Source organism: Thalassospira sp. MCCC 1A01148 (assembly GCF_001613795.1).
Lineage (GTDB): Bacteria > Pseudomonadota > Alphaproteobacteria > Rhodospirillales > Thalassospiraceae > Thalassospira.
In genome coordinates this window covers 196752-221219 of record NZ_LPVZ01000024.1, presented here as the reverse complement: position 1 = coordinate 221219, position 24468 = coordinate 196752, and the positions used below count along the sequence as shown (strand labels likewise).

At 55.0% G+C, this 24468-nt stretch carries 22 protein-coding genes; 16 read left to right on the top strand and 6 right to left on the bottom strand.

Going from position 1 to position 24468, the window contains the following annotated elements:
- Positions 1 to 323 precede the first annotated feature (323 nt).
- Positions 324 to 2018: a GGDEF domain-containing protein gene (locus tag AUQ43_RS20015; protein ID WP_084272182.1), complete on the top strand. Its 1695-nt coding sequence runs from the start codon at positions 324 to 326 to the stop codon at positions 2016 to 2018.
- A gap of 23 nt (positions 2019 to 2041) precedes the next feature.
- Here the strand turns inward: AUQ43_RS20015 and AUQ43_RS20010 are convergent, their stop codons facing one another.
- On the bottom strand, positions 2042 to 4000 hold the full coding sequence (locus AUQ43_RS20010; RefSeq protein WP_062958065.1) for a 3-hydroxyacyl-CoA dehydrogenase NAD-binding domain-containing protein: 1959 nt from the start codon (positions 3998 to 4000) through the stop codon (positions 2042 to 2044).
- 1 nt (position 4001) lies between these two features.
- Entirely contained in the window at positions 4002 to 4838 is an 837-nt protein-coding gene (locus AUQ43_RS20005) for an alpha/beta hydrolase (RefSeq protein ID WP_062958064.1), read from the bottom strand.
- A 192-nt stretch (positions 4839 to 5030) separates the two neighbouring features.
- On the opposite strand from AUQ43_RS20005, the gene AUQ43_RS20000 reads away from it, so the two are divergent.
- The 15 genes from AUQ43_RS20000 (at position 5031) to AUQ43_RS19930 (ending at position 19800) form a co-directional block, all read left to right on the top strand.
- A complete protein-coding gene (locus AUQ43_RS20000; RefSeq protein WP_062958094.1) occupies positions 5031 to 7325 on the top strand; it encodes a bifunctional salicylyl-CoA 5-hydroxylase/oxidoreductase in 2295 nt (764 codons plus the stop codon).
- Positions 7326 to 7331: 6 nt separating this feature from the next.
- Positions 7332 to 8090, top strand: coding sequence for an SDR family NAD(P)-dependent oxidoreductase (locus AUQ43_RS19995; RefSeq protein ID WP_062958063.1), 759 nt, complete (start codon positions 7332 to 7334; stop codon positions 8088 to 8090).
- A gap of 2 nt (positions 8091 to 8092) precedes the next feature.
- On the top strand, positions 8093 to 8587 hold the full coding sequence (locus tag AUQ43_RS19990; RefSeq protein WP_232310760.1) for a MarR family winged helix-turn-helix transcriptional regulator: 495 nt from the start codon (positions 8093 to 8095) through the stop codon (positions 8585 to 8587).
- Positions 8580 to 9392, top strand: a complete 813-nt coding sequence (locus AUQ43_RS19985) for an enoyl-CoA hydratase family protein (protein WP_062958061.1) — start codon at positions 8580 to 8582, stop codon at positions 9390 to 9392. The genes AUQ43_RS19990 and AUQ43_RS19985 overlap by 8 nt, the downstream gene beginning before the upstream one ends.
- Positions 9392 to 10543 carry an acyl-CoA dehydrogenase family protein gene (locus tag AUQ43_RS19980; protein ID WP_062958060.1) on the top strand — a complete coding sequence of 384 codons (1152 nt, stop codon included), beginning with the start codon at positions 9392 to 9394 and terminating at the stop codon, positions 10541 to 10543. Before AUQ43_RS19985 ends, AUQ43_RS19980 begins: the two co-directional genes overlap by 1 nt.
- A 25-nt stretch (positions 10544 to 10568) precedes the next feature.
- Positions 10569 to 12194, top strand: a complete 1626-nt coding sequence (locus AUQ43_RS19975) for an AMP-binding protein (RefSeq protein WP_062958059.1) — start codon at positions 10569 to 10571, stop codon at positions 12192 to 12194.
- Positions 12191 to 13384, top strand: coding sequence for a kynureninase (gene kynU / locus AUQ43_RS19970; protein WP_062958058.1), 1194 nt, complete (start codon positions 12191 to 12193; stop codon positions 13382 to 13384). Before AUQ43_RS19975 ends, kynU begins: the two co-directional genes overlap by 4 nt.
- Positions 13385 to 13386: 2 nt before the next feature.
- Positions 13387 to 14232 (top strand): tryptophan 2,3-dioxygenase, encoded by an 846-nt coding sequence (kynA, locus tag AUQ43_RS19965; protein ID WP_062958057.1) that lies wholly within the window; start codon positions 13387 to 13389, stop codon positions 14230 to 14232.
- 137 nt (positions 14233 to 14369) lie between these two features.
- Positions 14370 to 15509, top strand: a complete 1140-nt coding sequence (locus AUQ43_RS19960) for an ABC transporter substrate-binding protein (protein WP_062958056.1) — start codon at positions 14370 to 14372, stop codon at positions 15507 to 15509.
- Positions 15510 to 15642: 133 nt separating this feature from the next.
- Positions 15643 to 16560 (top strand): branched-chain amino acid ABC transporter permease, encoded by a 918-nt coding sequence (locus tag AUQ43_RS19955; protein WP_062958055.1) that lies wholly within the window; start codon positions 15643 to 15645, stop codon positions 16558 to 16560.
- Complete coding sequence (locus tag AUQ43_RS19950; protein ID WP_062958054.1) at positions 16560 to 17546, top strand: branched-chain amino acid ABC transporter permease; 987 nt, start codon at positions 16560 to 16562, stop codon at positions 17544 to 17546. The genes AUQ43_RS19955 and AUQ43_RS19950 overlap by 1 nt, the downstream gene beginning before the upstream one ends.
- Positions 17539 to 18288 carry an ABC transporter ATP-binding protein gene (locus AUQ43_RS19945; protein WP_062958053.1) on the top strand — a complete coding sequence of 250 codons (750 nt, stop codon included), beginning with the start codon at positions 17539 to 17541 and terminating at the stop codon, positions 18286 to 18288. Before AUQ43_RS19950 ends, AUQ43_RS19945 begins: the two co-directional genes overlap by 8 nt.
- A 1-nt stretch (position 18289) precedes the next feature.
- On the top strand, positions 18290 to 18979 hold the full coding sequence (locus AUQ43_RS19940) for an ABC transporter ATP-binding protein (RefSeq protein ID WP_062958052.1): 690 nt from the start codon (positions 18290 to 18292) through the stop codon (positions 18977 to 18979).
- Position 18980: 1 nt separating this feature from the next.
- A complete protein-coding gene (locus AUQ43_RS19935; RefSeq protein WP_062958051.1) occupies positions 18981 to 19412 on the top strand; it encodes a thioesterase family protein in 432 nt (143 codons plus the stop codon).
- Positions 19405 to 19800: a RidA family protein gene (locus AUQ43_RS19930; protein ID WP_062958050.1), complete on the top strand. Its 396-nt coding sequence runs from the start codon at positions 19405 to 19407 to the stop codon at positions 19798 to 19800. The genes AUQ43_RS19935 and AUQ43_RS19930 overlap by 8 nt, the downstream gene beginning before the upstream one ends.
- 85 nt (positions 19801 to 19885) lie before the next feature.
- Here the strand turns inward: AUQ43_RS19930 and AUQ43_RS19925 are convergent, their stop codons facing one another.
- From AUQ43_RS19925 to AUQ43_RS19910, 4 genes are all read right to left on the bottom strand, one after another.
- Positions 19886 to 21046 (bottom strand): ABC transporter permease, encoded by a 1161-nt coding sequence (locus tag AUQ43_RS19925; RefSeq protein WP_062958049.1) that lies wholly within the window; start codon positions 21044 to 21046, stop codon positions 19886 to 19888.
- A complete protein-coding gene (locus tag AUQ43_RS19920) occupies positions 21043 to 21963 on the bottom strand; it encodes an ABC transporter permease (RefSeq protein ID WP_062958048.1) in 921 nt (306 codons plus the stop codon). The genes AUQ43_RS19925 and AUQ43_RS19920 overlap by 4 nt, the downstream gene beginning before the upstream one ends.
- A gap of 15 nt (positions 21964 to 21978) precedes the next feature.
- Positions 21979 to 23076: an ABC transporter ATP-binding protein gene (locus AUQ43_RS19915; protein WP_062958047.1), complete on the bottom strand. Its 1098-nt coding sequence runs from the start codon at positions 23074 to 23076 to the stop codon at positions 21979 to 21981.
- A gap of 146 nt (positions 23077 to 23222) precedes the next feature.
- Positions 23223 to 24365 (bottom strand): substrate-binding domain-containing protein, encoded by a 1143-nt coding sequence (locus AUQ43_RS19910; protein ID WP_062958046.1) that lies wholly within the window; start codon positions 24363 to 24365, stop codon positions 23223 to 23225.
- Positions 24366 to 24468 lie beyond the last annotated feature (103 nt).

Here is a 24468-nt window from a genome sequence, read left to right as displayed (position 1 = left end):
TATCCGTTACCAGCTCGCCCTTGTGGCGGGCTTTTTTAATGTTCGATTGTCGGGTGCATGCGGATTGGGACATCGCAAACAGGCATAGCCTGTTTGCAGGTTCTTTGCGAAGGCCTTTGGCCGAAGCTGGCGGAGCCCGAAGGGCGGAGACTAATCCTGCCCCCGCAACCAAAACAACAAACCCCGCCATTGGCGGGGTTTTGTCGTTTTAGTCTTGGGTCAGCATTCACGGTTGATAGTTGTCGGTCTCGCTTAAGTTGTGCATAGTTGAAGAGCTTAAGGGGGCGATAAATAGGCCTTGGGTTGTGGAGGTGGCGGTGCGGATGCTCGGCGGTAAGGGATTGATGACTACTTGCTTGATCGGGCTCTTATTTCTAGCAGCCTTCATGAACTCAGTGCAGGCCCAGACGGAGGCCCTGCAAAGCAGTGTAAAGACCGCCGCACAAGACAAGATGACTGAGCGCAAGGTTCGAGTTCAGTTAAAATGGCGCCATCAATTTCAGTTTGCAGGATATTACGCGGCCCTTGAAAAGGGGTTCTATCGCGACGCCGGTCTGGATGTCGAATTGCTTGAAGTCGAAAATGGTGTCGTCCCGATTGATCAACTCATGGGGGGCGCGGTTGATTTTGCCGTGGCTGATACCGGCGCCTTGATCTACCGGTCTGTTGGTGTCCCCATTGTGGCGCTAGCCTCGATTTTTCAGCATTCACCTTCAATTCTTATGACCCGTGGGGCGGGTGATGTCACCGACCTGGCCGACCTCAGGGGCCGACGTGTGATGCTCAGTGGTGGCTATATGAATGCCGAACTGGTGGCGATGCTTCAGGCGGCGGGACTTAGTCTTGAAGATGTAGAGTTGGTGCCTGACGATACGTCCGTTGATGCGCTGGTAGATGGCAAGACTGATGCTTACAACGGGTATCTGACAAATGAACCCTTTGGGCTGGAAAACCGGGGTGTCGATTTTCAGGTGTTTGCGCCAATGGCGTATGGTGTCGACTTTTATGGAGATACCTTGTTCACCACAGAGGCCAAAATCACGAACAACAGCGATCTGGTAGAGGATTTTCGTGCGGCGACATTGCGTGGATGGAGTTATGCGGTTGAGCATCCCGAAGAGATTGTTGATCTGATCCTTAAGAAATACAACAGTCAAGGAAAGTCACGCGCCCATCTGATGTTTGAGGCGCGTCAGTCAATTGAACTGATCCTGCCCAATGTTGTGCCGCTTGGTTATATGAATATTGAGCGTTGGGAACGTATCGCCGAGATATTTACCGAGCAGGGGCGTCTCAAGGGGCCGGTTGAGATGCGGGCGTTCCTTCACCCGTCTGATGACTTCGATCGGTTTGTAGATGTTTTGTATCGGCAGCGCGAGAATATCGGTGCAGCGGTCATTCTCGTCATTGCAGTGCTGTTGGTGTTGCACATCGCCAGTCTGCGTATCCAGATTCGTGCACGTACGGCTGAGCTGGAGGTAGCGAAAAAACGTGCAGAGGAAGAGGCACGCACAGATGCTTTGACTGGACTTCCGAACCGCAGATGCTTTTTTGAAACGGCATCGCGCGATATCGAACGGATCAAACGCAATGATGGGGACATGTCTGTACTGGTTGCGGATATCGACTTCTTTAAGGAAGTGAATGACACCTATGGCCATGTTGCGGGTGATCATGTGCTTCGCAAGGTCAGTGAAGTTTTGAAACGCAATGTCCGCGCGGGCGATGTGGCCGCACGAATTGGGGGAGATGAGTTCGCGTTTTGCTGTCCGGATTCAGGGGCCAGCGAAGCCGAGGCGCTTGCCAAGCGCCTACGCGACCAAATGGCGACACAAAAAATCGACTATGACGGCTCGCAGATTTTGGTCACCTTAAGCCTTGGCTATGCACAGTATCAGCCGGGCCAATCCCTTGATGAACTGGTCCAAAACGCGGACGCAGCGCTTTATGACGCGAAACGAAACGGGCGCAACACCATCGGTTCTTCTCAAAACAAGGTGAGGGAAAAGGCAACGTAAGGTGTGGCGCTTTTCACAATAAGTCAGCCCGCTTTGGTTGCAAACATCGGCCCGCCCTTATGCCTTGGGAAGCCATAGCCATTGATCATCACCACATCAATGGCATCGGCGCTGATGGCGATCCCTTCTGAGAGGATCTTGTCGCCTTCATTGCGCATGGCGGTCAGGATCACATCCATGATTTCCGCGCTGGTGAAGTCGCGGCGTGTAATGCCCTTTTTCTCTGATTCGGCAATCACCATTGCGTCGACTTCCAGATCGGGATGCGGCTTGCCGTTTTCATCATAACGATACCAGCCAAGGCCGTTCTTTTTGCCAAAACGGCCCATCTCGCAGAGGTAATCACCCAGGGCGACATAGCGTTCGGCCGGATCGCGGAACGGGGCAAGGCGTTTGCGGGTGGCCCAGGAAATCTCTAGGCCCGCCATATCCTGCATGGCAAACAGGCCCATCGGGAAGCCGAATTCCACCATCGCAGCATCAATCTGATGGGGGAGTGCGCCATCTTCGAGCATATATTCGCAATGCTTGCGGTATGCCGACATGACCCGGTTGCCAATAAAGCCGTCGCACACCCCGCACGGTACTGCGATCTTGCCAAGGGCACGGGCGAAGTCGAATGCGGTCGCGAGGCTTTTGGCGTCGGCCTTGTCGGTCCGGACAACCTCAAGCAACTTCATGATATGGGCAGGAGAGAAGAAATGCAGTCCGATCACGCGTTTTGGATTGATGCACCGTGAGGCGATTTCGTTGATATCAAGATAGGACGTGTTTGATGCAAGGACTGCATCCGCCTTGCAATGAAGCGAAAGCTTGCCAAACACGTCATGCTTGACCGCCATGTCTTCAAACACGGCCTCGACCACCAGATCGGCATCGGCCAGAGCGGCATAGTCGGTGCTTGTCGTAAGCGAGGCCATTAGCGCTTCAAAGCGATCCTGGCTGATCAGGCCACGCTTGAGGCTGCCCGACAGATGCTTTTCGACCGTGGCGCGGCCATTGGCGCAGGCAGCGTCGTCGCGTTCGATGATTGTGACGTCAAAGCCCGCGAGCAGAGATGCCGTGGCAATTCCGGCCCCCATGATGCCGCCGCCAATGACGCCGATCTGATGGAGCAGGTTGGGTTCCACGCCCTTGAGTTCAGGTAGCTTGGCGACTGAACGCTCGGCAAAGAAGATGTGCCGAAGTGCCTTTGATTGATCACTGTCGCGCAATTCGATGAATTTTTCACGTTCAAAGGCAATGCCTGCATCCGGGCCTTCTTCTATTCCGGTTCGAATAGCGGAGATCGCGGCAAGGGGTGCGGCCTGTCCACGTGCTTTCTTCTTGGTTGCGGCGGTGATGTCATCCCATTCGTCGGTACTCGGAACGCTAACGGGATCGCGCAGCAGAAGCGGCTTCGGCACTTCGCGGTCCAGAATGGTCTGGACAAAGTCGCAGGCGGCATCAATGAGTAGACCGTGAGCAATCGCGTCGAGCAGGCCGATTTCATTCGCCGTGGTCGCCGAAACCGGTTTGCCGCTGGTGATCATGCTGACGGCTTCTGTGACCGGAACCAGACGGGGCAGGCGGATGGTGCCGCCCGCACCCGGGATCAGGCCAAGATTGACTTCCGGCAGGCCGAGTTTGGCTTTGCTGTCAGCAATGCGGTAATGGCAGCCCAGCGCGACCTCTAGTCCGCCGCCAAGGGCGTGGCCATGAATGGCGGCAATGACCGGCTTGGTTGTGGCCTCAAGGCGTTTGATTACTTCGGGCAGGATCGGGGGCTTTGGCGGTTGTCCGAATTCACTAACATCGGCACCGGCAATAAAGGTTTTGCCTTCGCAGATCAGGATCGCAGCCCGGATGTCATCATTACCATCAATCTGATCAAGTGCATCAACAAGGCCATCACGCACCGAATGACTGGTGGCGTTGATTGGCGGATTGTTGATCGTGATGAAGGCAATCGCGTTTTCAATTGTAAGCGTGACGGTCGACATTTTATGCGTCCTCCGCACGGATCGGGGTGAGCAGGCAGGCGACAAGATCGGAGTCAGGGTCTGCGAGATCGGCAATGACATTGAAATGATGTTTGTCCGGGGCGTGCACGCTTCGTGTGCAGGCGCCAAGGCCGGTCCAGATATTGGCAAGCAAATCATTCTGGCGAACGAATTCCGGGCGTTCATCGGCCCCGACCCAGCAGGTGATCGAGCATGGCAAGGCGGGCTTTAGCAGGGCTGCGCTTTCACGCGTTGCTTCGTTCTCATCGAGCTGCAGAACATCATTCATCGTCGTTTTGAGCAGCGGGCGCAGATCATGCAGACCGCTGATCGAAACAGTGTTTTCAATCCGCGTCAGAACTGATGGAGCCAGTGGGGATGTGTCAGATACTATGCGGCTGACAAGGTGCCCGCCTGCGGAGTGACCGGTGATATGGATCGGGCCTGCGATCTTGGTGGCTGCGTGCCTTATGGCCGCGCCGATTTGCAGGGTGATTTCAGAAAGCCGTGCATCGGGGGCAAGCGTGTAGCTTGGCATACAAACAGCCCAGCCTCTGGTTACCGCACCCCTGGCCAGATGCGACCAGCTGGATTTGTCAAACGCCTTCCAATAACCGCCATGTACAAAGACGACCAAGCCCTTGGGCGTGCCGGAGGGGAGGAAAAGATCATATTTCTCGCGCGGTGCGTCGCCATAGGCAATGTCGAGCCGGGCGCGATCATCGCTTGAGAGTTCATCGCGAAATTGTGCCGATTGGGTCGCCCATAACTCCGGATAGGTTGCGGCATCGGCGATGTGATCGCCATTGGCATAAGCATCATCCCAGTCGGTAATCATGGTCGGTTCCCTGAAATTCTGTGTTGTGGCGCTTGGTGATATCACCGGGCGCATTCTGATGATGGGAGGGAGTCTAGGCAAATCTGAAAATATTTCAAACCTAAAATATTTGTGCTTGAAATAAATGAATTCGAGGCGTACCGTTTTATCAGTTTCCCGAAACAACCAAACAAATCAGGAAGGGAAAAGCTGGTGAGAGTAGCTTGTCTGGGTGGCGGTCCTGCGGGGCTTTACTTTGGGATCTCGATGAAATTGCGCGACCCCGCGCACGAGGTTGTTGTGATTGAGCGCAACAAGCCAGATGACACATTTGGCTGGGGCGTGGTGCTGTCTGACGAGACGCTGGACAATCTGGCCGAGAATGACACCAAAAGTGCCGAGGCCATTCGCGCCAACTTTTCCTATTGGGATGACGTTGCGGTTCAGTATCGCGGCGAAAAGACGATTTCCACCGGCCACGGGTTTTGCGGCATTGGCCGCAAAAAGCTTTTGATCCTGTTGCAAGAACGTGCACGTGAACTGGGTGTTGAGCTGCGCTTTGAGACGGAAGCCGAAAGTGCTGCCCATTATGCCAAGGAGTTCGATCTGGTTGTTGCCAGTGATGGCCTGAATTCCAAGACCCGTACCGAATTTGCCGAGCATTTCCAGCCTGATATCGATACCCGCAAATGCAAGTTTGTCTGGCTGGGAACGCATCAGAAATTTGATGACGCCTTTACCTTTATCTTTGAGGAAACAGACAAGGGTTGGGTTTGGGCGCACGCCTATCAGTTTGATGACGAAACGGCGACCTTTATCGTCGAATGCACCCAGGAGACCTGGGATGCATATGGTTTTGGCGAGATGTCCAAGGAAGAGTCGATTGCAACCTGCGAGGACATCTTCAAGGATCATCTGGGCGGTCACGAACTGATCAGTAATGCACACCATATTCGTGGTTCGGCCTGGCTGAGCTTCCCGCGTGTTCTTTGCAAAAGCTGGTCTTATGAGAACATCGTTTTGATGGGCGATGCGGCGGCGACGGCGCATTTTTCCATCGGGTCGGGGACCAAGCTTGCGCTTGAAAGCGCGATTGCGCTGGCCAACTATCTGCATTCCGAAGGTGACCTTAAGTCCGCCTTTGGCAAATACGAAGACGAACGACGCCTTGAGGTTCTGCGTCTGCAGTCGGCTGCGCGCAACTCGATGGAGTGGTTCGAGGAAATCGAACGGTATTTCGATTTTGATCCAACCCAGTTTACCTATTCTCTTCTGACCAGATCGCAGCGCATCAGTCACGAAAACCTGCGCCTGCGCGATGCCAAATGGCTTGAAGGTGCGGAAAAATGGTTCCAGACGCAGGCGGGCCTTCCGGAAAGTGCACCGGTTCGCCATCCGATGTTCGTGCCTTATCAGTTGCGCGACATGTCGCTTAAAAACCGCATCGTTGTCTCGCCGATGGCACAGTACAAGGCGGTTGATGGTTGCCCGACCGACTGGCATCTGGTGCATTATGCCGAACGCGCAAAGGGCGGGGCAGGACTGGTGTATACCGAAATGACCTGTGTCTCGCCCGAAGGTCGCATCACGCCGGGCTGCCCGGGTGCCTATGATGCCAGCCACGAGAAGGCCTGGGCGCGGATTACAGATTTCATCCATGCCGAGACGGATGCCAAGGTCTGCATGCAGATCGGTCATTCCGGACGCAAGGGTTCGACTCAGCTCGGTTGGGAAGAAATGGACGCACCGTTAAAGGATGATAACTGGCCACTGATGTCGGCATCTGCCATCGCATGGTCGGACCGCAATGCGGTGCCCAAGGCCATGACGCGTGAAGACATGGATATGGTTCGTGATCAGTTTGTTGCATCGGCCCAAATGGCCGATCGCGCAGGCTTTGACATGATCGAGGTTCATGCCGCGCATGGTTATCTTCTGTCATCCTTCATCAGTCCGGTCAGCAATATCCGCGATGATGAATATGGCGGGTCACTTGAAAACCGGATGCGTTATCCGCTTGAAGTCATCAATGCCGTGCGTGCCGCATGGCCCGAAAACAAGCCGATGTCGGTTCGTATTTCAGCCAATGACTGGGTCGGTGATGCGGGGATTACGCCCGAAGAAGCCGTCGAGATTGCCAGAATGCTCAAGGCCAACGACGTCGACATCTGTGACGTTTCGGCGGGGCAGACGACAACGGATGCCAAGCCGGTCTATGGCCGTATGTTCCAGACGCCATTCTCTGATCGTATCCGCAACGAGGCCGATATCCCGACCATGGCGGTGGGCAATATTTATGAGCCTGATCATGTCAATTCGATCCTGATGGCCGGGCGTGCCGATCTTGTGTGTCTGGCGCGGCCACATCTGGCCAATCCGTATTGGACGCTGCATCAGGCAGCAACCCTTGGCAATCGCACCGAAAACTGGCCTGCCCCATACTATGCCGGGCGCGATCAGATGTGCCGGCTTGCCGAGCGCGCCGAAACCATGACCGGAAAGGTATAAGCACCGATGGCCGATCTTGCCGTTCATAACGCATTGATCACCGGTGGTGGTTCCGGTGTCGGGGCCGTGATGGCCCGGATGCTGGCCGATAATGGTGTGAAGGTGGCTGTTTCCGGGCGGCGACCAGATGTGCTGGCCGAGATCGCCGAACATGAAAACATCACCGCCATTGTCGCCGATGTGACCGATGAAACGTCGGTTCGAGACATGTTCACGACAATGGTTGATATGGTTGGCACGCCTGATCTGGTGATCGCGAATGCCGGGATGGCTGAAAGTGCGCCGCTTGGCAAGACATCGGTCGATCTGTGGCAACGGACCATGGATGTCAATCTGACCGGTACGTTCTTGACGTTCCGCGAAGGATTGACCGCAATGGACAAGACCAAGCCGGGTCGACTGATTTCCATTGCCTCGACCGCAGGGCTTAAGGGTTATGCCTATGTTACGGCGTATTGTGCGGCGAAGCATGGCGTTGTCGGCATGGTCAAGGGCATGGCGGCAGAATTGGCCAATAGCCCGGTTACGATCAATGCGGTTTGCCCCGGCTTCATGGAAACACCGATGCTGGCGAAGTCCGTGGAAAACATCGTTGCCAAAACCGGTATGAGCGATGAAGCCGCACGGGCCAGCCTTGCCAAGATCAATCCGCAAAATCGCTTCATTCAGCCCGAAGAGGTGGCTGAGACGGTCATGTGGCTTTGCAGCCCGAACGCGGCATCGATAACGGGACAGGCGATTTCCGTTTCGGGAGGAGAAGTATGAACATGAACAAGTCTGAGCGACTTTCCGAAACGACAGGCAATGAGACATCCGATCTTTCCAAGGCGCGCCTGCGGGCATGGCTTCAAATCCTGAAAGTCTCGCGAAAGATCGAAGGTGAATTGCGCGAGAAAATGCGCACGGAATTCAACACGACCCTGCCGCGCTTTGACGTGCTCGCCGCCCTGTATCGTGAACGCGATGGCATGCGCATGAGCGAGCTTTCAAAGTCGCTGATGGTATCGAACGGCAATGTAACCGGTATTGTTGATCGTCTGGTGGCAGAGGGGCTTATTGTCCGCGTGCCGGTCGAAAATGATCGCCGGGCATCAATTGTCCGTCTGACTGCGGCCGGAGAAAAAGATTTCGCAGAGCGTGCGCTGGTGCACGAAGGCTGGGTGTCCGAGCTGTTTGATGATTTGTCATCTGGCGATGCCGATGCCCTGATCCGCATTCTGCGCAACATTTCCCATCATAACGAGGCGCCCCACCATGACTAAGATGGCAAACATCACGCCCAAACATTTCAACTGGCGCATGGAAGGCGACGTTGCGGTCATCTCGCTTGATCGCCCGAATCGCAAGAACCCGTTGACGTTTGACAGCTATGCCGAGCTTCGCGATACATTCCGTGATCTGGTCTATGCTGATGACGTCAAGGCGGTCGTGTTTGGATCGAACGGGGGCAATTTCTGTTCTGGCGGGGATGTGCATGACATTATCGGTCCGCTGATCGACAAGGACATGAAGGGCCTTTTGGAATTCACCCGCATGACCGGTGATCTGGTCAAGGCGATCATTGGCTGTGGCAAACCTGTGATTGCGGCCGTGGATGGTGTTTGTGTCGGGGCCGGGGCGATCATTGCCATGGCATCTGATCTGCGTCTGGCGACAGAAGCATCCAAAACCGCGTTCCTGTTTACCCGGGTCGGGCTTGCCGGATGTGACATGGGGGCATGTGCCATCCTGCCACGCATCATTGGACAGGGCCGGGCGGCAGAGCTTCTTTATACCGGCCGATCCATGTCGGCGGAGGAAGGCGAGCGTTGGGGATTCTATAACCGCCTTGTCGAGGCAGATGTTCTTGAAGCAGAAGCCATTGAGCTGGCGACACGCATTTCCAAGGGGCCGAACTTCGGTCACATGATGACCAAAACCATGCTGGCCCAGGAATGGAATATGTCCATCGAGCAGGCGATTGAGTCCGAAGCACAGGCGCAGGCAATCTGCATGCAGACCGAGGATTTCAATCGTGCCTACAAGGCATTCGTTGCCAAGGAAAAACCGGTTTTCGAGGGCGACTGATGGCAGATAAGACCTATCTTGATTGGCCATTCTTTGAAGATCGCCATCGTGAACTGGCGGCCAAGCTTGATGATTGGGCCGCGGCCAACATCAAGGGCATTGACCACGGGGATGTCGATGCGGCCTGTCGCGACCTTGTGGCACGTCTTGCCGGTGGCGACTGGTTGCGCCATGCGGCGATTGATCCGGATGATGTGGGGTCGAAGCTTGATGTCAGATCGCTTTGCCTGATCCGTGAAACACTGGCGCGCCATGACGGGCTTGCGGATTTTTCATTTGCGATGCAGGGGTTGGGGAGTGGCGCAATCTCCTTGTTTGGAACAACCGACCAGAAAGATAACTGGTTGCCAAAAGTACGTTCCGGCAAGGCGATTGCCGCCTTTGCATTGACCGAACCGCAATCAGGTTCGGATGTTGCCAATATTGCGCTTGAAGCCAAACGTGATGGTGATGACTTCGTCCTGAATGGCGAAAAGACATGGATTTCCAATGGCGGCATCGCTGATTTCTATTGTGTCTTTGCCCGCACCGGTGAAGCCCCCGGTGCCAAGGGTCTTTCGGCCTTCATCGTTCCGGCGGACCTGCCCGGCTTTGAAATCGCGGAACGTCTGCACACCATCGCCCCGCATCCTTTGGCACGTTTGAAATTTACCAATTGCCGTATTCCGGCTTCCGCCCTGATGGGCAAGGGTGGGGATGGGTTCAAGATCGCGATGTCGGTTCTGGATGTTTTCCGGTCAACCGTTGCCGCGGCCGCTCTTGGCTTTGCCAGACGGGCGCTTGATGAAACCATCACCCGCGTTCAGGAACGCGAACTGTTTGGCGCGCCACTTTTTGATCTGCAGATGGTCCAGGGGCATGTCGCGGACATGGCGCTTGATATAGATGCCTCGGCCCTTCTGGTTTATCGCGCCGCCTGGCTTAAGGACAGTGGTGCTGCGCGCGTCAGTCGCGAAGCGGCGATGGCCAAACTTTATTCAACAGATCATGCACAAACCGTCATTGATAAGGCGGTGCAAATCCATGGTGGCGATGGTGTGCGCAGCGGGCACATCGTTGAATCGCTTTACCGGGAAATCCGCGCTCTTCGCATTTATGAAGGCGCATCCGACGTCCAGAAAATAATCATCGCACGGCAAACGCTGGCGTAATAATGGCTGTATCAGGGACTTCACAATGCTCGGACCAACCGCACATACCGATAGCTTCACACGGGATAAATTGCCCCCGTTTGCAGAATGGCCGGAAATCAATCTGGATGGGTTTGATTATCCCGAATATCTGAACGCCGGGGTCGAACTGACCGACAAAATGGTCGAACAGGGATTCGGCGATAACACAGCCCTGATCGGCAACGGACGTCAGCGTACCTATAAGGAACTGGCAGACTGGACGAACCGGATCGCCCATGCACTTGCCGAGGATTACGGTGTCAAGCCCGGCAACCGCATCCTGATCCGTTCGGCCAACAACCCTGCAATGGTGGCCTGCTGGCTGGCGGCGACCAAAGCCGGGGCGGTTGTGGTCAATACCATGCCGATGCTGCGTGCTGGCGAGTTGGGCCAGATCGTTGACAAGGCCGAGATCGAGTTTGCCCTGTGCGATACCCGCCTGATGGATGAACTGGTGGCGTGCGCCAAGGAAAGCAAGTTCCTTAAAAAGGTCATCGGCTTTGATGGTACGGCCAATCATGATGCGGAGCTTGATCGCATTGCCCTGACCAAATCGGTCAAATTCGAAGCGGTCAAGACCGGGCGTGATGATGTTGCTTTGCTTGGCTTTACATCGGGCACCACGGGCAGTCCAAAGGCCACCATGCATTTCCACCGGGATCTTCTGATCATTGCTGATGGTTATGCCAAGGAAGTGCTGAATGTAACGCCCGATGACGTGTTTGTCGGGTCCCCGCCGCTGGCCTTTACCTTTGGCCTTGGTGGGCTTGCGATCTTTCCGTTGCGTTTCGGGGCGACGGCGACGCTGCTTGAAAAGGCGTCCCCGCCCAACATGATCGAAATCATCGAAACCTATAAGGCGACCGTGTGTTTCACAGCGCCGACCGCGTATCGCGTGATGTTGTCGGCCATGGAAGATGGTGCGGACCTTTCATCCCTTCGTGCGGCCGTTTCGGCGGGGGAAACCCTGCCCGCCCCGGTCTATGAAGCGTGGATGGAAAAAACCGGCAAGCCGATGCTTGATGGTATTGGTGCGACCGAGATGCTCCATATCTTTATCTCCAACCGCTTTGGCGACAGCCATCAGGCCTGCACCGGCCGCCCGGTTAAGGGATATGAGGCCAAAATCGTTGATAACGACATGAACGAAGTTCCGGTTGGAACCGTTGGACGACTTGCTGTGCGGGGACCCACAGGTTGCCGTTATCTTGATGATGTGCGGCAAAGCGTTTATGTGCGCGATGGCTGGAACCTGACCGGGGACGCGTTCTTTGTGGATGAAGACGGCTATTATCACTTTGCCGCACGCAACGACGATATGATCGTGTCATCGGGCTATAATATTGCCGGGCCAGAGGTCGAGGCGGCGTTGTTAGCACATGCTTCGGTCGCGGAATGTGCGGTTGTTGGCGCACCCGATGAAGAACGCGGTACGATCGTTCAAGCCCATATCGTTCTGGCAGACGGTTTCCATCCGACACCAGAGATGGCCAAGGCGCTTCAGGATCATGTAAAAGCGACCATTGCGCCGTTTAAATACCCGCGCTCCGTCGTCTTTATCGAGGCGTTACCAAAAACCGCGACTGGAAAAATCCAGCGCTTCAGACTGAAACAGGAACCGTCTGCATGACCGACTTTGCCGCCACCAAATCCCTGTTCCATATTCCCGAAGGTGTGATTTACCTTGATGGGAACTCGCTTGGCATGCTGCCGAAAACGGCTGCAAACCGTGCCAAGGAGATGATCGAACAGGAATGGGGGGAAATGCTTATCCGTGGCTGGAACGATGCCAAATGGATGGAGCAACCCGAACGTGTCGGCAATCTTGTCGCGCGTTTGATCGGGGCGGCACCCGGTACTGTGGTGATGGGGGATACCCTGTCGATCAAGGTCTATCAGGCGCTTGCAAGTGCGCTTGAAATGCGCCCGGATCGCAAGGTAATTGTTTCTGATAACGGCAACTTCCCGACCGATCTTTATATGGCAGATGGACTGATCAAGTCGCTTGATCGTGGTCATGTATTGAAAACACCGAACCCGGAAGATGTCGAAAGCCTGATCAACGAGGATCTGGCTGTATTGATGTTGACCCAGGTGGATTACCGCACGGGTCGGATGCATGACATGAAACGCATCACTGAACTGGCCCATGCCGCCGGTGCGCTGGTGATTTGGGATCTGGCGCATTCAGCCGGGGCTGTGCCGGTTGATTTGGCCGGGTGCAATGCCGATTTTGCGGTGGGTTGTACCTATAAGTATCTCAACGGCGGACCGGGTGCGCCGGCCTTTATCTATGTCCGGCCTGATCATGCCAAGGTCGCCCGTCCGGCGCTTTCGGGTTGGCTTGGCCATGCGGCACCCTTTGCCTTTGATCCCGATTATACCCCGGCTGCGGATGTATCGCGTATGCGCGTGGGAACGCCGCCTGTCATTCAGATGACGGTGTTGGAAGAAGCCATGAAGGCATGGGACGGCATCGAGATGGCCGATATCCGCAAACGCAGTATCGAACTATGTGAACAATTCATCGCCGGGGTTGAGGCAAGCTGTCCGATGCTGGAGCTGGCAAGTCCGCGCAACCCCGAAGAACGTGGGTCACAGGTATCGTTCAAGTTTGATCAGGGCTATGCGGTTATGCAGGCCTTGATCGCGCGCGGTGTCATTGGTGATTTCCGCGCACCTGACGTCATCCGCTTTGGCTTTACCCCGCTTTATATCGACAATGGCGATGTAGATGGTGCGATCAAAATCCTTGCAGACATCATGGAAAGCCGTGCCTGGGACAAGCCGGAATTTCATAAACGCAATGCGGTGACCTGATCATGGCAAAACACACCAAACCATATGATCCAAGCACCGAAGGCGCGCGCACCGATTTCTCCGATCAGATGTCTTATGGGGACTATCTGTCGCTTGATGCGATCCTGACCGCGCAGCATCCCAAATCTGATGCCCATGACGAGATGCTGTTTATCATCCAGCACCAGACGTCGGAACTCTGGATGAAACTTGCCATTCGCGAAATCAGTGCCGCGCGGCAAGCGATCCACGGTGGTGATCTGCGCCCGGCGTTCAAGATGCTGGCACGCGTGTCGCGCATCTTTGAACAGCTGAATAATGCCTGGGACGTCCTGCGCACCATGACGCCCAGCGACTACACGACGTTTCGTGATGCACTTGGACCGTCATCGGGGTTTCAGTCCTTTCAGTACCGCTTGATCGAGTTCATGCTGGGCAATCGCAATCACGCCATGTTGCGCCCCCACGCGCACCGCGAAGACATTACCGCAATGCTCAAGGCGGAACTGGCAACACCCAGCCTGTATGACGAAGCATTGCGTTTGTTGCATGCCGAGGGAATTGAGGTGCCCGCCAATGTCCTGAACCGGGATGTTTCGGCACCCTATGCGCCCGATGACGCAGTCATCGCAGCATGGCACAAGGTTTACAGCGATCCGGCCAAACACTGGTCGTTGTATGAGCTGGCTGAAAAGCTGGTCGATTTTGAAGACTATTTCCGTCGTTGGCGCTTTAACCACGTGACCACGGTTGAACGCGTTATTGGTTTTAAACGCGGTACCGGGGGAACTGGTGGTGTGAGCTACCTTAAAAAAATGTTGGAAATAGAACTGTTTCCGGAACTCTGGCGGGTAAGAACATCGCTTTGAGGATGGACGGACCGGATGCAAATACTGCAAAATCAGGGGCAGGCATCAGGTTCACAAAAACCGCGACGCACAAAGACATAAATGTCGTGGGATCAACGTGTTGCTAAATGAAAAATTGTATAAACACGGAGGCTTTAATGAAGGGTATTAAGACAACCATTGCAGCAGCTGCAGCATTGCTTGCTGCCGGTGCTGCGCAGGCAGAGCCGGTCAAGGTTGGCATGATCACCACGCTTTCTGGTGGTGGTGCCGGGCTTGGGATTGATGCACGTGATGGCTTCATGCTTGCTGTCAAACAGGCAAACAATCCGGATCTCGAAGTTGTTATCGAGGATGACCAGCGCAAACCCGATGTTGCTGTTCAGCTTGCTGATAAAATGATCCAGCAGGAAAAGGTTGATGTCCTGACCGGTATCATCTGGTCGAACCTTGCGGTGGCGGTGGTACCGTCTGCAGTGGCTCAGGACAAGATCTACATGTCGGTTAACGCAGCACCGTCGCAACTGGCTGGTCGTGGCTGCAACAAGAACTATTTCAGCGTTTCCTATCAGAACGACAACCTGCACGAAGCAGCCGGTGGATACGCATCAAGTGCCGGTTATGAAAAGGCGTTCATCCTTGCGCCGAACTATCCGGCCGGTAAAGACTCCCTGACCGGGTTCAAGCGTTACTTCTTTGGCGATATCACCGACGAAGTTTACACCAAGCTTGGTCAGACGGACTATGCAGCCGAAATCGCGCAAATTCGTGCGTCGGATGCGGATCACGTCTTCTTCTTCCTGCCGGGTGGCATGGGCATCGCGTTCATGAAACAGTACGCCCAGTCTGGCGTCGACAAGCCGCTGATTGGTCCGGCTTTCTCGATGGATCAGGGTATCCTTGGTGCCGTTGGTGACGCAGCACTCGGGGTGAAAAACACCTCGAACTGGTCCAAAGACATCGACAACCCGACCAATGCGGCCTTCGTTGAAAGCTTCAAGGCAGAATATGATCGTCTGCCGTCGCTTTATGCATCGTTCGGCTTCGATACTGCCAACCTGCTGTTGTCGGCAATGGATAAGGCAAGCATCTCCGACAAGGATGCGTTCCGTGAAGCCCTGCGTGCGGCTGATTTCAATTCCGTGCGTGGCAAGTTCACTTTCGGTCCGAACCAGCACCCGATCCAGGATCTGTATGTTCGTGAAGTCGTCAAAGAAGGCGATATCCTGACCAACAAGATCGTTGGCACCGCACTGACGGATCACTCTGACGCCTATGCGTCAGAATGCTCGATGTAATAAAGAGCTGACAAGAGGCCGGGGACCGGTTTCGATTTTGTAATCGGTCCCCTGGGGTCCAAACTCATTCGCATGACCGGGACGACTATGTGCATGAGTTTGGACCCTATACCTTGTGACGGAGTTTCCAATAATGTTTTCTCTTTTTCTGGAGCAGCTGTTAAACGGCCTTCAGTCCGGGGTGATGCTGTTCTTGATGGCATCGGGGCTGACGCTGGTTTTCGGTGTGATGGGGCTGATTAACCTTGCCCATGGCTCGCTCTATATGGTCGGTGCATTTGCCTGTGCGGCGGTGGCTGCATGGACCGGTTCTTTCTGGCTGGGACTTGTGGCCAGTCTGATGGCGGCTGCCATCGCCGGTGCACTGGTCGAAATGTTGATTATTCGCCGTCTTTATAACCGTGATCACCTTGATCAGGTTCTGGCGACATTTGCGCTTATTTTGATTTTTTCCGAAGGCACACGCTGGATTTTCGGATCCTTCCCGCTGTTTTTAAGCGTGCCTGATTTCCTGACCGGCACAGTTATCCTGCCGGGCGGTTCGCAATACCCGCTTTTCCGTTTGGCTATTATTGTTGCCGGGCTTGCTGTTGCGGTCGGTTTGTTCTTGTTGATCGGCAAAACCCGTCTGGGCATCCGCATCCGTGCGGGCGAGGCCGATCGTGGCATGATCGCCGCCCTTGGTGTCGATATTGATCGTCTTTACACCATCGTATTTGCCCTTGGTGCGGCCCTGGCCGGGCTGGCCGGTGCCTTTGTCGGCACGACACAATCGGTACAGGTTGGCATGGGCGAACCGGTTCTGATTTTGGCCTTTGTTGTGATCGTCATTGGCGGCATCGGCTCGATCAAGGGGGCGCTTGTTGGCTCTTTGCTGGTCGGATTTACCGATACTATGGGGCGTTTCCTGTTGCCGCATGCTTTTGCGACCTTCCTTGATCCGTCAAGTGCGACGGCCATTGGCTCCGCACTGGCATCCATGTTGATTTATATCGTGATGGCGCTGGTTCTGTTCCTGCGGCCAAGCGGTCTGTTCGGGGCGACTTCCTGATGACCATGAACCGCGAGTTTCTTATCAATTCCATTCTTGCCATTGCGCTGGTCGCCGTACCGTTGATCGCGCTTGGCATGGATGAACCATTCATCATCACCCTTGCCACAAAGGTTGCGATTTTTGCCATGGCGGGGGTAGGGCTCAACCTTGTGCTTGGTTATGGCGGGCTTGTGTCATTTGGCCATGCGGCGTTCTTTGGCATCGGCGGTTATGCAGCAGGTATTCTTGCAAGTCATGCGCTGAACTATGAACCGATCATGGAAAGCCCGTTTCTGATCGAAGGCACGACCCAGATGATTGTTATCTGGATTGTCGCCCTGATTTTTTCGGCATTGGTCGCGCTTGTGATCGGGGTGATCACGCTTCGCACCAGCGGTGTCTATTTCATCATGATCACGCTGGCCTTCGCGCAGATGATCTATTACTTCGCGATTTCATGGCCGGCCTATGGTGGTGAAGACGGGTTGTCGATTTATGTGCGCAACGGCTTCCCGGGGATTAACACCCTTGATCCGATCAGCTTCTTTGCCCTTTGTGCCGCGATGCTGGCGATTGCAATGGTATTTTCGGCTGTTCTGATCCGGTCCCGGTTCGGCCTTGCCCTTCAGGGGGCGCGTCAGAACCCGCAACGTATGACTGCCGTTGGCATTGCGCCGTTTCGCATACGACTGGTGGCCTTTGTGATTTCGGCCATGATCACCGCCCTTGCCGGTGCGCTTTATGCCGACCTCAACCGCTTTGTCAGCCCGACGATGCTGTCCTGGCATATGTCAGGGGAAATCATGGTGTTTGTCATTTTGGGCGGGGTAGGCCGTCTGTTCGGCCCGCTTGCCGGTGCGGCACTTTACATCATTCTCGAACATCTTCTGGGGGGTGTCTGGGAATTCTGGCAGTTGCCATTGGGCGTGTTGCTGCTTCTGGTCGTGCTGTTCGCGCGCGGTGGTCTTGTCGGTGTTCTGGCGGGGGAGCGTAAACATGTCTGATGCCATTCTTTCGCTTTCCGATGTCACCAAACAGTTCGGGTCTCTGCTGGCCAGTGACAGTGTCACGCTGGATCTGCAACCGGGCGAAATCCATGCTCTGATCGGTCCGAACGGGGCGGGTAAATCCACCCTGATCAAACAGATCGCGGGCGAGATCAAATCTGATCGCGGCGATATCCATTTCGACGGTCAAAACATCAATGAATTTGATGCGGTGACACGTTCGCGCATGGGGCTGGCCCGAACGTTTCAGGTGTCGTCGCTTATGCCGGAATTCTCGGTCCTGCAAAACGTGATGTTGGCGCGCCAATCGGTTAGCGGCAAGGTGTTTCGTTTCTTTAAGCCGGTTCTGGGCGACAAGTCGCTGGTTGATCCGGCGATGGCACAGCTTGAACGGGTTGGCTTGGCAGATCGTGCGCAAATGCGTGCAGCCGACATTTCACACGGCGAACGTCGCCAGCTTGAAATGGCCGTCGCCCTTGCACTTGAACCCAAGGCATTTCTGCTTGATGAACCGATGGCCGGCATGGGGCCAGAGGGCTCCAAACGCCTGACCGGTTTCCTTGATGGTTTGCGTGCGCAGGCGCCGATCCTTCTGGTCGAGCATGACATGGATGCGGTCTTTGCATTGGCAGACCGGATTTCGGTTCTGGTCTATGGCCGGATTATTGCCACCGGCACTGTCGACGAAATCCGCGGCAATGATGATGTCAAACGTGCCTATCTCGGGGAGGACGCCTGATATGACTGCACTTCTCGAACTCAGTGGTGTTACCGCGTTTTACGGCGCGTCACAGGCCCTGTTTGGCATTGACCTGTCGTTGAATGAGGGCGAGGCCGTCGCCCTTATGGGCCGTAACGGCATGGGCAAAACCACAACGATCAAAACCATCTGTCGCATGATGGAACATCGTGATGGCTCAATCCATTTTGCCGGTCAGGATCTGGCAAAAATGCCATCGCACAAGGCAGCCCAACTGGGCCTTGGTCTGGTGCCCGAGGGACGCCGGTGCTTCGCCCAGCTTAGCGTCACCGAAAACTTGATCGCGGCTGCCCGTCCGGGCGAATGGGATTTTGATCGTGTCGCGGGTCTGTTCCCGCGTCTGGCGGAACGCCATGATCAAAAGGCCATGACCCTTTCTGGTGGTGAACAACAGATGCTGGCAATTGGCCGGGCGCTGATGACCAATCCACGTTTGCTGATCCTTGATGAAGCAACCGAGGGGCTGGCACCCGTCGTGCGTCAGGAAATCTGGGCGGCGATCAATCAGCTTAAACAATCGGGGCTGACGATCCTTGTGGTCGATAAATCGCTTAAGGAACTTTCAGGTGTCGCTGATCGCTATGTGATTGTCGAAAAGGGCATCACGGCCTGGACCGGTGCGGTGAATGAGCTGACCGACGATCTCGCTGACCGGTATCTGGGGGTCTGAGATGGCGGCATTCACCTATCAGCAGAAGGTTCTGTTTCAGCATTGCGATCCGGCGGGGATTGTCTTTTATCCGCGCTATTTCGAGATGGTGAATGCCACGGTCGAGGAATGGTTTGATCAGGTCATCGGGTGCGGTTTCCCGACCATGCATGGTCCGATGAAGGTCGCGGTTCCGACCGCAGCGCTGAGTGTTGCTTTCACCGCACCGAGCAAGCTTGGCGATGTTCTTGAATTTACATTGATCCCGACCCGGATCGGACGGTCCAGTTTAGAGCTGGAAATCACCGCACAGTCAGGCGGCGAGCAACGCGTGAAAACAACGGTTACCCTGGTCTTTACAAAGCACGGGGCCGGAAAGTCAGTGGCATGGCCAGATGATTTGCGTGCCAAAATCGAAAAAGAAATCAATCAAGTGGTAGAAAACAATGCATAAAATCATTCAGCCTGAAGGATGGAAGCAACCCAAGGGATATGCCAACGGCGTATTGGCCGACGGTGCACGACTTTATATTGGTGGCCAGATTGGCTGGAACGCGGATCAGGTCTTTGAGGCCAAGGATTTCGTTGGCCAGATGGAACAGGCGCTTAAAAACATTGTCGCCGTTCTTGAAGCTGCGGGCGGAAAGCCCGAACATCTTGCACGCCTGACTTGGTATGTCACCGACAAGAAGGAATATCTCGCCCATCAGCGCGAAGTAGGTCAGGCTTATCAGCGCGTCCTTGGCAAGCATTTCCCGGCCATGACCATGGTTGTGGTCAAGGAACTCGTCGAAGACGAGGCCCTGGTCGAGATCGAGGCGACAGCCGCCATCCCGTCCTGATAACGTTTCAGGTCATCCGCATTGCAAAAGGGCAGCACGCGATGTGCTGCCCTTTTGCGTTCGTCAGTCTTCCAGTGGTTAAGCGTTAATTTTCCGCCGGTGCACTGGTTCCAAGATTTTCCGGCGAGAAGATATTATTGCCAAACGGGCTGGGTGCCGAAGTACCCCCTTCGTCACCGCCCAGCGGGCCGAGGTTGGGCATGGTCGGTGCCGGGACGGTCTTTTCCGGTGTGTTCAGCGATTGCTGTTCCATCAATTGCTGTTGAAGCGCACGCTTTTCTTCAAGGACTTGCGCGGTGCAGGCACTCGAATCATGGTTCTGGATGAACACAACCGCGGCAAGGGTCAAAACGCCCAAGATTGCTGCAACCGTTCCCGGATGGGTCGCGATCTTCAGGACTGGGCGGTCTGCGATGACATGTGCCCAGCCCTTGGTGTTGTATCGGTTGCGGCATTCATAAATGATTGCCCCGATCAGCGTGATGGCAATAATGATCACCGCCACAGCCGAAATCGACGGATCAAGACCGTAACGCACCTTGGACGACAGAACTGTCGTAAAGGTGCTGCTTGAAACAATCGTGAACACTGTAGTGTTGTAGTTTTCAAGCGATGCCAGAAATGCAAGGACGGTGGCCGAGCCAATCGCAGGTGCCATGAACGGCAAAAGCACTTTGACGAATGCCTGTGTCGGGGTTGCACCCATATCAAGGGCTGCTTCGGTAAGCGTGGTGTCAAACCGCTGGATACGCGACAGGAACACCAGCATCGAATAAGCCGCGATAAAGGTAACCTGACCAAAGATCGTCAGGAACGTTCCGTCATAGAAAAAGCTTTCATAGGGCGCATTGAACAGCGTGCCGATGCGGTCCCAGAAAATCAGGGTCGAAAGACCGATGACAACGCCTGGCACCAAAATGGGGGCAATAAAGATCGTATAAAGGGCTGCCCGTAATTTGGGGCCAACCTGTGACAGGGTAATGGCCGCGGCCAGACCAATCGGAATGGCAACGCAAACAACCCCGACCCCGATCAGAAGCGAATTGCCAAGGCCTGCCAGAAGCTTGTCATCACTTGCAAGCTTGCCAAACCAGTCGGTGGTAAAGCACTCCCACGGGGAAACACGCGGGAAGGTGGATGAATTAAACGCGGTGATCACCATGATGATCAGCGGCCCGAACAAATAGGCAAAGAACAGGGTCAGATACAAACCCGGAATCATGGTTGTCGGGGATTTCATTTTCATTGTCTGATCTCCCCGATTGAAACCTTGAACAGGCGCATCACAAGCAAGACAAGCGCGATACAGACAATCAGAAGGACCATCGCATAGGCCGATCCGCGCGGCCAGTTGCCGCCAGAGTTAAACCATTGATAGACCAGCTGCGTGAACCAAAGGTTTGACGGGCCACCCAAAATCTGTGGTGCAGCAAGGGCGCCGGATGTCAGCATGAACACCATGGTCATGCCCGATGCAATACCCGGCTTGGCATAGGGGATAACAACCTTGGCATGGACCTGCCACCAGTTGGCGCCCATGTCGCGCGCAGCTTCGATCTGGTTGCGATCAAGGCTTTCAATCGCGTTATAAAGCGGGAAAATCATCAACAGGATATAGGCATATGCCAACCCGGCATAGAGCGCGACATCTTCGCGGATGAAGTCAATCGGCGTATCCCAAAGTCCGATCCCCATACCGGTTTCATTGATCACGCCCGTCGCGCCAAACAAAATGCGAAACGCAAAGGCGCGCAGGATTTCATTGATCCAGTATGGAACGATCAGGGCAAGAACCAGCAACCGCGCCTTGGCACCGGTCGATGACTTTGCCAGTACAAAGGCAACCGGATAGCAAATGATCAGATCGAATATCGTCACAAACACTGCCGAAAGCAGCGTTTTGAACAGGATCCCGATATCCAGGGTGTTTATCCCGTCCGACGCCCCGCTGCCCTGAAAGAAATACCGATATTGCTCAAGAGTATAGACATCTTCCGGGCCGCCGATTTTGGCGGGTGGCAAATTAAAACGGAAAGAATAATCCAGCATGGTCAGCTGCGGCAGGATGATCAAAAGGAACACCCATATGCTGACGGCAAGCATTAAATAGATGCACACTGCCATCCCGTTGCGGCGGACAAGATCGTAAAACAAATCACGCATGATACAGGGCCCCCGTTACGCGCTGGCCAGTTCGCCCGGTTTGAGCGCAATGCCCAGCTCCGGTGCGAAATCAAGTTTGACCGGGGAATTGGCATCAATCGCGTTGGTGCCATCATTGATCAGCGAAAGTTTCAAATCCTTGCCATTCGTGTTCATCATGATATGGCGCATATTGCCTTCGAATTCTTCGGTGACGAAGTTGGTTTCGAACTGGTTGACGGAACTGTCATCGCGTGACACCCGAAGGGCTTCCGGGCGAATGAACAGATGGCAGGCATCACCCGGGGCAAGTGCCGGGCCACCGGCCGGGTGGCTTTCGACCGTGAATGGGGTGCCCATACCGGCATCGATCTGCATCACCTTGCCGTCATTGGAAAGAACAGTGCCATCAAGCACGTTGTTTTCACCAACAAACGAAGCGACGAAGCTTGTTGTCGGATGGTCATATATTGACCTGCCATCGCCAATTTGTTCGATCTTGCCCTTGTTCATCACGGCAATCCGGTCCGACATAGTAAGTGCTTCACCCTGATCATGGGTGATGTAGATAAAGGTCAAACCGACTTGTTTTTGAATGGCGCGCAGTTCGGTGCGCATGTGTTGACGCAGCTTCAGATCAAGGGCGGAAAGCGGTTCATCAAGCAGCAGAATATCAGGTTCAACCGCCAGTGCGCGGGCAATGGCAACGCGCTGCTTCTGACCACCGGAAAGTTCACTTACTTTCTTGTCTCCCTGTCCGGGCAGGGCAATCAGTTCAAGCAGCTCATCAGCGCGCTTGCGCCGGGTTTTCTTGTCAACGCCACGCACTTCCAGCGGGAAGGCAATGTTATCTGCAACCGAACGCAGCGGGAAAAGGGCAAGGTTCTGGAAAATAAGGGCAGTGGGGCGCTTGTTGGGGCCGACACCTTTCATGTCCTCGCCCCCTATTCTTACCTTGCCGCGTGTCGGTTCCTGAAACCCGGAAATGCAGCGCAAAAGCGTTGTCTTGCCACAGCCTGACGGGCCGAGAAATGAAAAGAACTCGCCACCTGCGATGTTCAGATTTGCCTTGTGGACAGCGGTGAATTCGCCGAATTCGACCCAGACATGCTCAAGCGAAATTTCTTTGGTCATAGAGCTGACAACCCCCGAAAACGTCAATGCCATGTTCGTCCCCGTGTCAGGACGACATTGCGTTATTGTTGTTTGAAATAGATTGGGTCGGATAAACCCAAAAAGGGCGGCAAGCGCAAAGCCATGCCGCCCCCACAAGGCTGAAATCAGGCGCTTTCGAAGCGGTTCACGTACTCGGTACGCATGTCCGCATACCACTGCGGTTCGGACGGCCACGGGTTGAGGTTGGCCAGTGCATCCCCCGGATAGGCATCGGCAAAGTTCTTGGCATAGGCTTCGCCAGCGAACTTGTCGGCACCCAGAACCGGTGAGTTGTAACCATGATGGTCAATTGCCTCACCGGCCAGCTCCGGCATGTAGGCATATTTGATGAACTCGTAAACCTGTTCGATGTTTTCGGCACCGGTCGGCAAGGCAAGTCCATCGACCCACGCCATTGCACCTTCTTTCGGTGCGCGATACATCACCGGTTCACCAGCCGTTTTCAGCGCAAGCGGCGGGCCATCCCAGGTCTGACCAACGATGACGCCTTCGTTCAGAAGACCGTTCTTCTGGGTGTCGGCATCGTTCCAGATCAGCTTGATGTTGCCTTTGCGCGCAATGCACCATTCGGTGATCTTGTCCCAAACCGGGCGCATTTCCTCTTCGGAGGTGTAAGCCTTCCAGACCGAGCCAGGCGCCAGTTCGCCGGTGGTTTCCATGTAGAGACCGGCACCCAGCATCATGGAGTGTGCGCGGCCCATGGTTTTGCCAGCATTTTCTTCCGCCCAGACATCACCATAGGACGGGAAGGTGCCATCCGGCTGGAACTGGTCGGTGCGCCATGCCATGCCTTCGGTGCCCCAGATGTGCGGCAGCCAGTAGGTCGAGCCAGCCTCAAACGCCCAGTCGGTGCTGCCGATTTTGGCCATTGCCGGGTTTACAGCGTCAATGGCGACTTTGGACATGTCGAACGGCTGAAGCAGTTCCAGTGCCTTCCACTGGAGGGCACGGTTGTTGGTCGGCGAAACAATATCAAAACCGCGACCTTTGGAGGCCTTCATCTTGTTGATGATTTCCTCGTTCGAACCGATGCCGGTATAATTCACCTGAATGCCGGTGGCATCGGTAAATGACTTGAGAAACGTTTCCGGCAGATAGTCGGACCACATCAAAATGTTGATCTCGCCCGAAGAAGCGAGTGCTTTTTTGCTGATGATCGCGGGCATTGCCAATGCTGAGCCGGCGGCAAGCGAGCCCTTGAGAAGTGTGCGCCGGTTAAATTTGGGGCCGGAATTGAACTTGGTCATCCGTATGTCTCCTGATAGCCGGGATTTTTCCCTTATGTGCGGCGCACCATGCGCCTCCCTGGTGGACATAACTTCCCTGAACCGACCGCATTATGATCGCGGT

Bases quoted from the DNA above. Each gene is read 5' to 3' on its own strand.
- AUQ43_RS20015 (WP_084272182.1), top strand. From the start codon at position 324: ATGCTCGGCGGTAAGGGATTGATGACTACTTGCTTGATCGGGCTCTTA.
- AUQ43_RS19945 (WP_062958053.1), top strand. From the start codon at position 17,539: ATGTCTGATGCCATTCTTTCGCTTTCCGATGTCACCAAACAGTTCGGG.
- AUQ43_RS19950 (WP_062958054.1), top strand. From the start codon at position 16,560: ATGACCATGAACCGCGAGTTTCTTATCAATTCCATTCTTGCCATTGCG.
- kynU (WP_062958058.1), top strand. From the start codon at position 12,191: ATGACCGACTTTGCCGCCACCAAATCCCTGTTCCATATTCCCGAAGGT.
- kynA (WP_062958057.1), top strand. From the start codon at position 13,387: ATGGCAAAACACACCAAACCATATGATCCAAGCACCGAAGGCGCGCGC.
- AUQ43_RS20010 (WP_062958065.1), bottom strand. From the start codon at position 4,000: ATGTCGACCGTCACGCTTACAATTGAAAACGCGATTGCCTTCATCACG.
- AUQ43_RS19960 (WP_062958056.1), top strand. From the start codon at position 14,370: ATGAAGGGTATTAAGACAACCATTGCAGCAGCTGCAGCATTGCTTGCT.
- AUQ43_RS19985 (WP_062958061.1), top strand. From the start codon at position 8,580: ATGACTAAGATGGCAAACATCACGCCCAAACATTTCAACTGGCGCATG.
- AUQ43_RS19935 (WP_062958051.1), top strand. From the start codon at position 18,981: ATGGCGGCATTCACCTATCAGCAGAAGGTTCTGTTTCAGCATTGCGAT.
- AUQ43_RS19910 (WP_062958046.1), bottom strand. From the start codon at position 24,365: ATGACCAAGTTCAATTCCGGCCCCAAATTTAACCGGCGCACACTTCTC.
- AUQ43_RS19980 (WP_062958060.1), top strand. From the start codon at position 9,392: ATGGCAGATAAGACCTATCTTGATTGGCCATTCTTTGAAGATCGCCAT.
- AUQ43_RS19930 (WP_062958050.1), top strand. From the start codon at position 19,405: ATGCATAAAATCATTCAGCCTGAAGGATGGAAGCAACCCAAGGGATAT.
- AUQ43_RS20005 (WP_062958064.1), bottom strand. From the start codon at position 4,838: ATGATTACCGACTGGGATGATGCTTATGCCAATGGCGATCACATCGCC.
- AUQ43_RS19940 (WP_062958052.1), top strand. From the start codon at position 18,290: ATGACTGCACTTCTCGAACTCAGTGGTGTTACCGCGTTTTACGGCGCG.
- AUQ43_RS19915 (WP_062958047.1), bottom strand. From the start codon at position 23,076: ATGACCAAAGAAATTTCGCTTGAGCATGTCTGGGTCGAATTCGGCGAA.
- AUQ43_RS19990 (WP_232310760.1), top strand. From the start codon at position 8,093: ATGAACAAGTCTGAGCGACTTTCCGAAACGACAGGCAATGAGACATCC.
- AUQ43_RS19925 (WP_062958049.1), bottom strand. From the start codon at position 21,046: ATGAAAATGAAATCCCCGACAACCATGATTCCGGGTTTGTATCTGACC.
- AUQ43_RS19955 (WP_062958055.1), top strand. From the start codon at position 15,643: ATGTTTTCTCTTTTTCTGGAGCAGCTGTTAAACGGCCTTCAGTCCGGG.
- AUQ43_RS19920 (WP_062958048.1), bottom strand. From the start codon at position 21,963: ATGCGTGATTTGTTTTACGATCTTGTCCGCCGCAACGGGATGGCAGTG.
- AUQ43_RS19975 (WP_062958059.1), top strand. From the start codon at position 10,569: ATGCTCGGACCAACCGCACATACCGATAGCTTCACACGGGATAAATTG.
- AUQ43_RS19995 (WP_062958063.1), top strand. From the start codon at position 7,332: ATGGCCGATCTTGCCGTTCATAACGCATTGATCACCGGTGGTGGTTCC.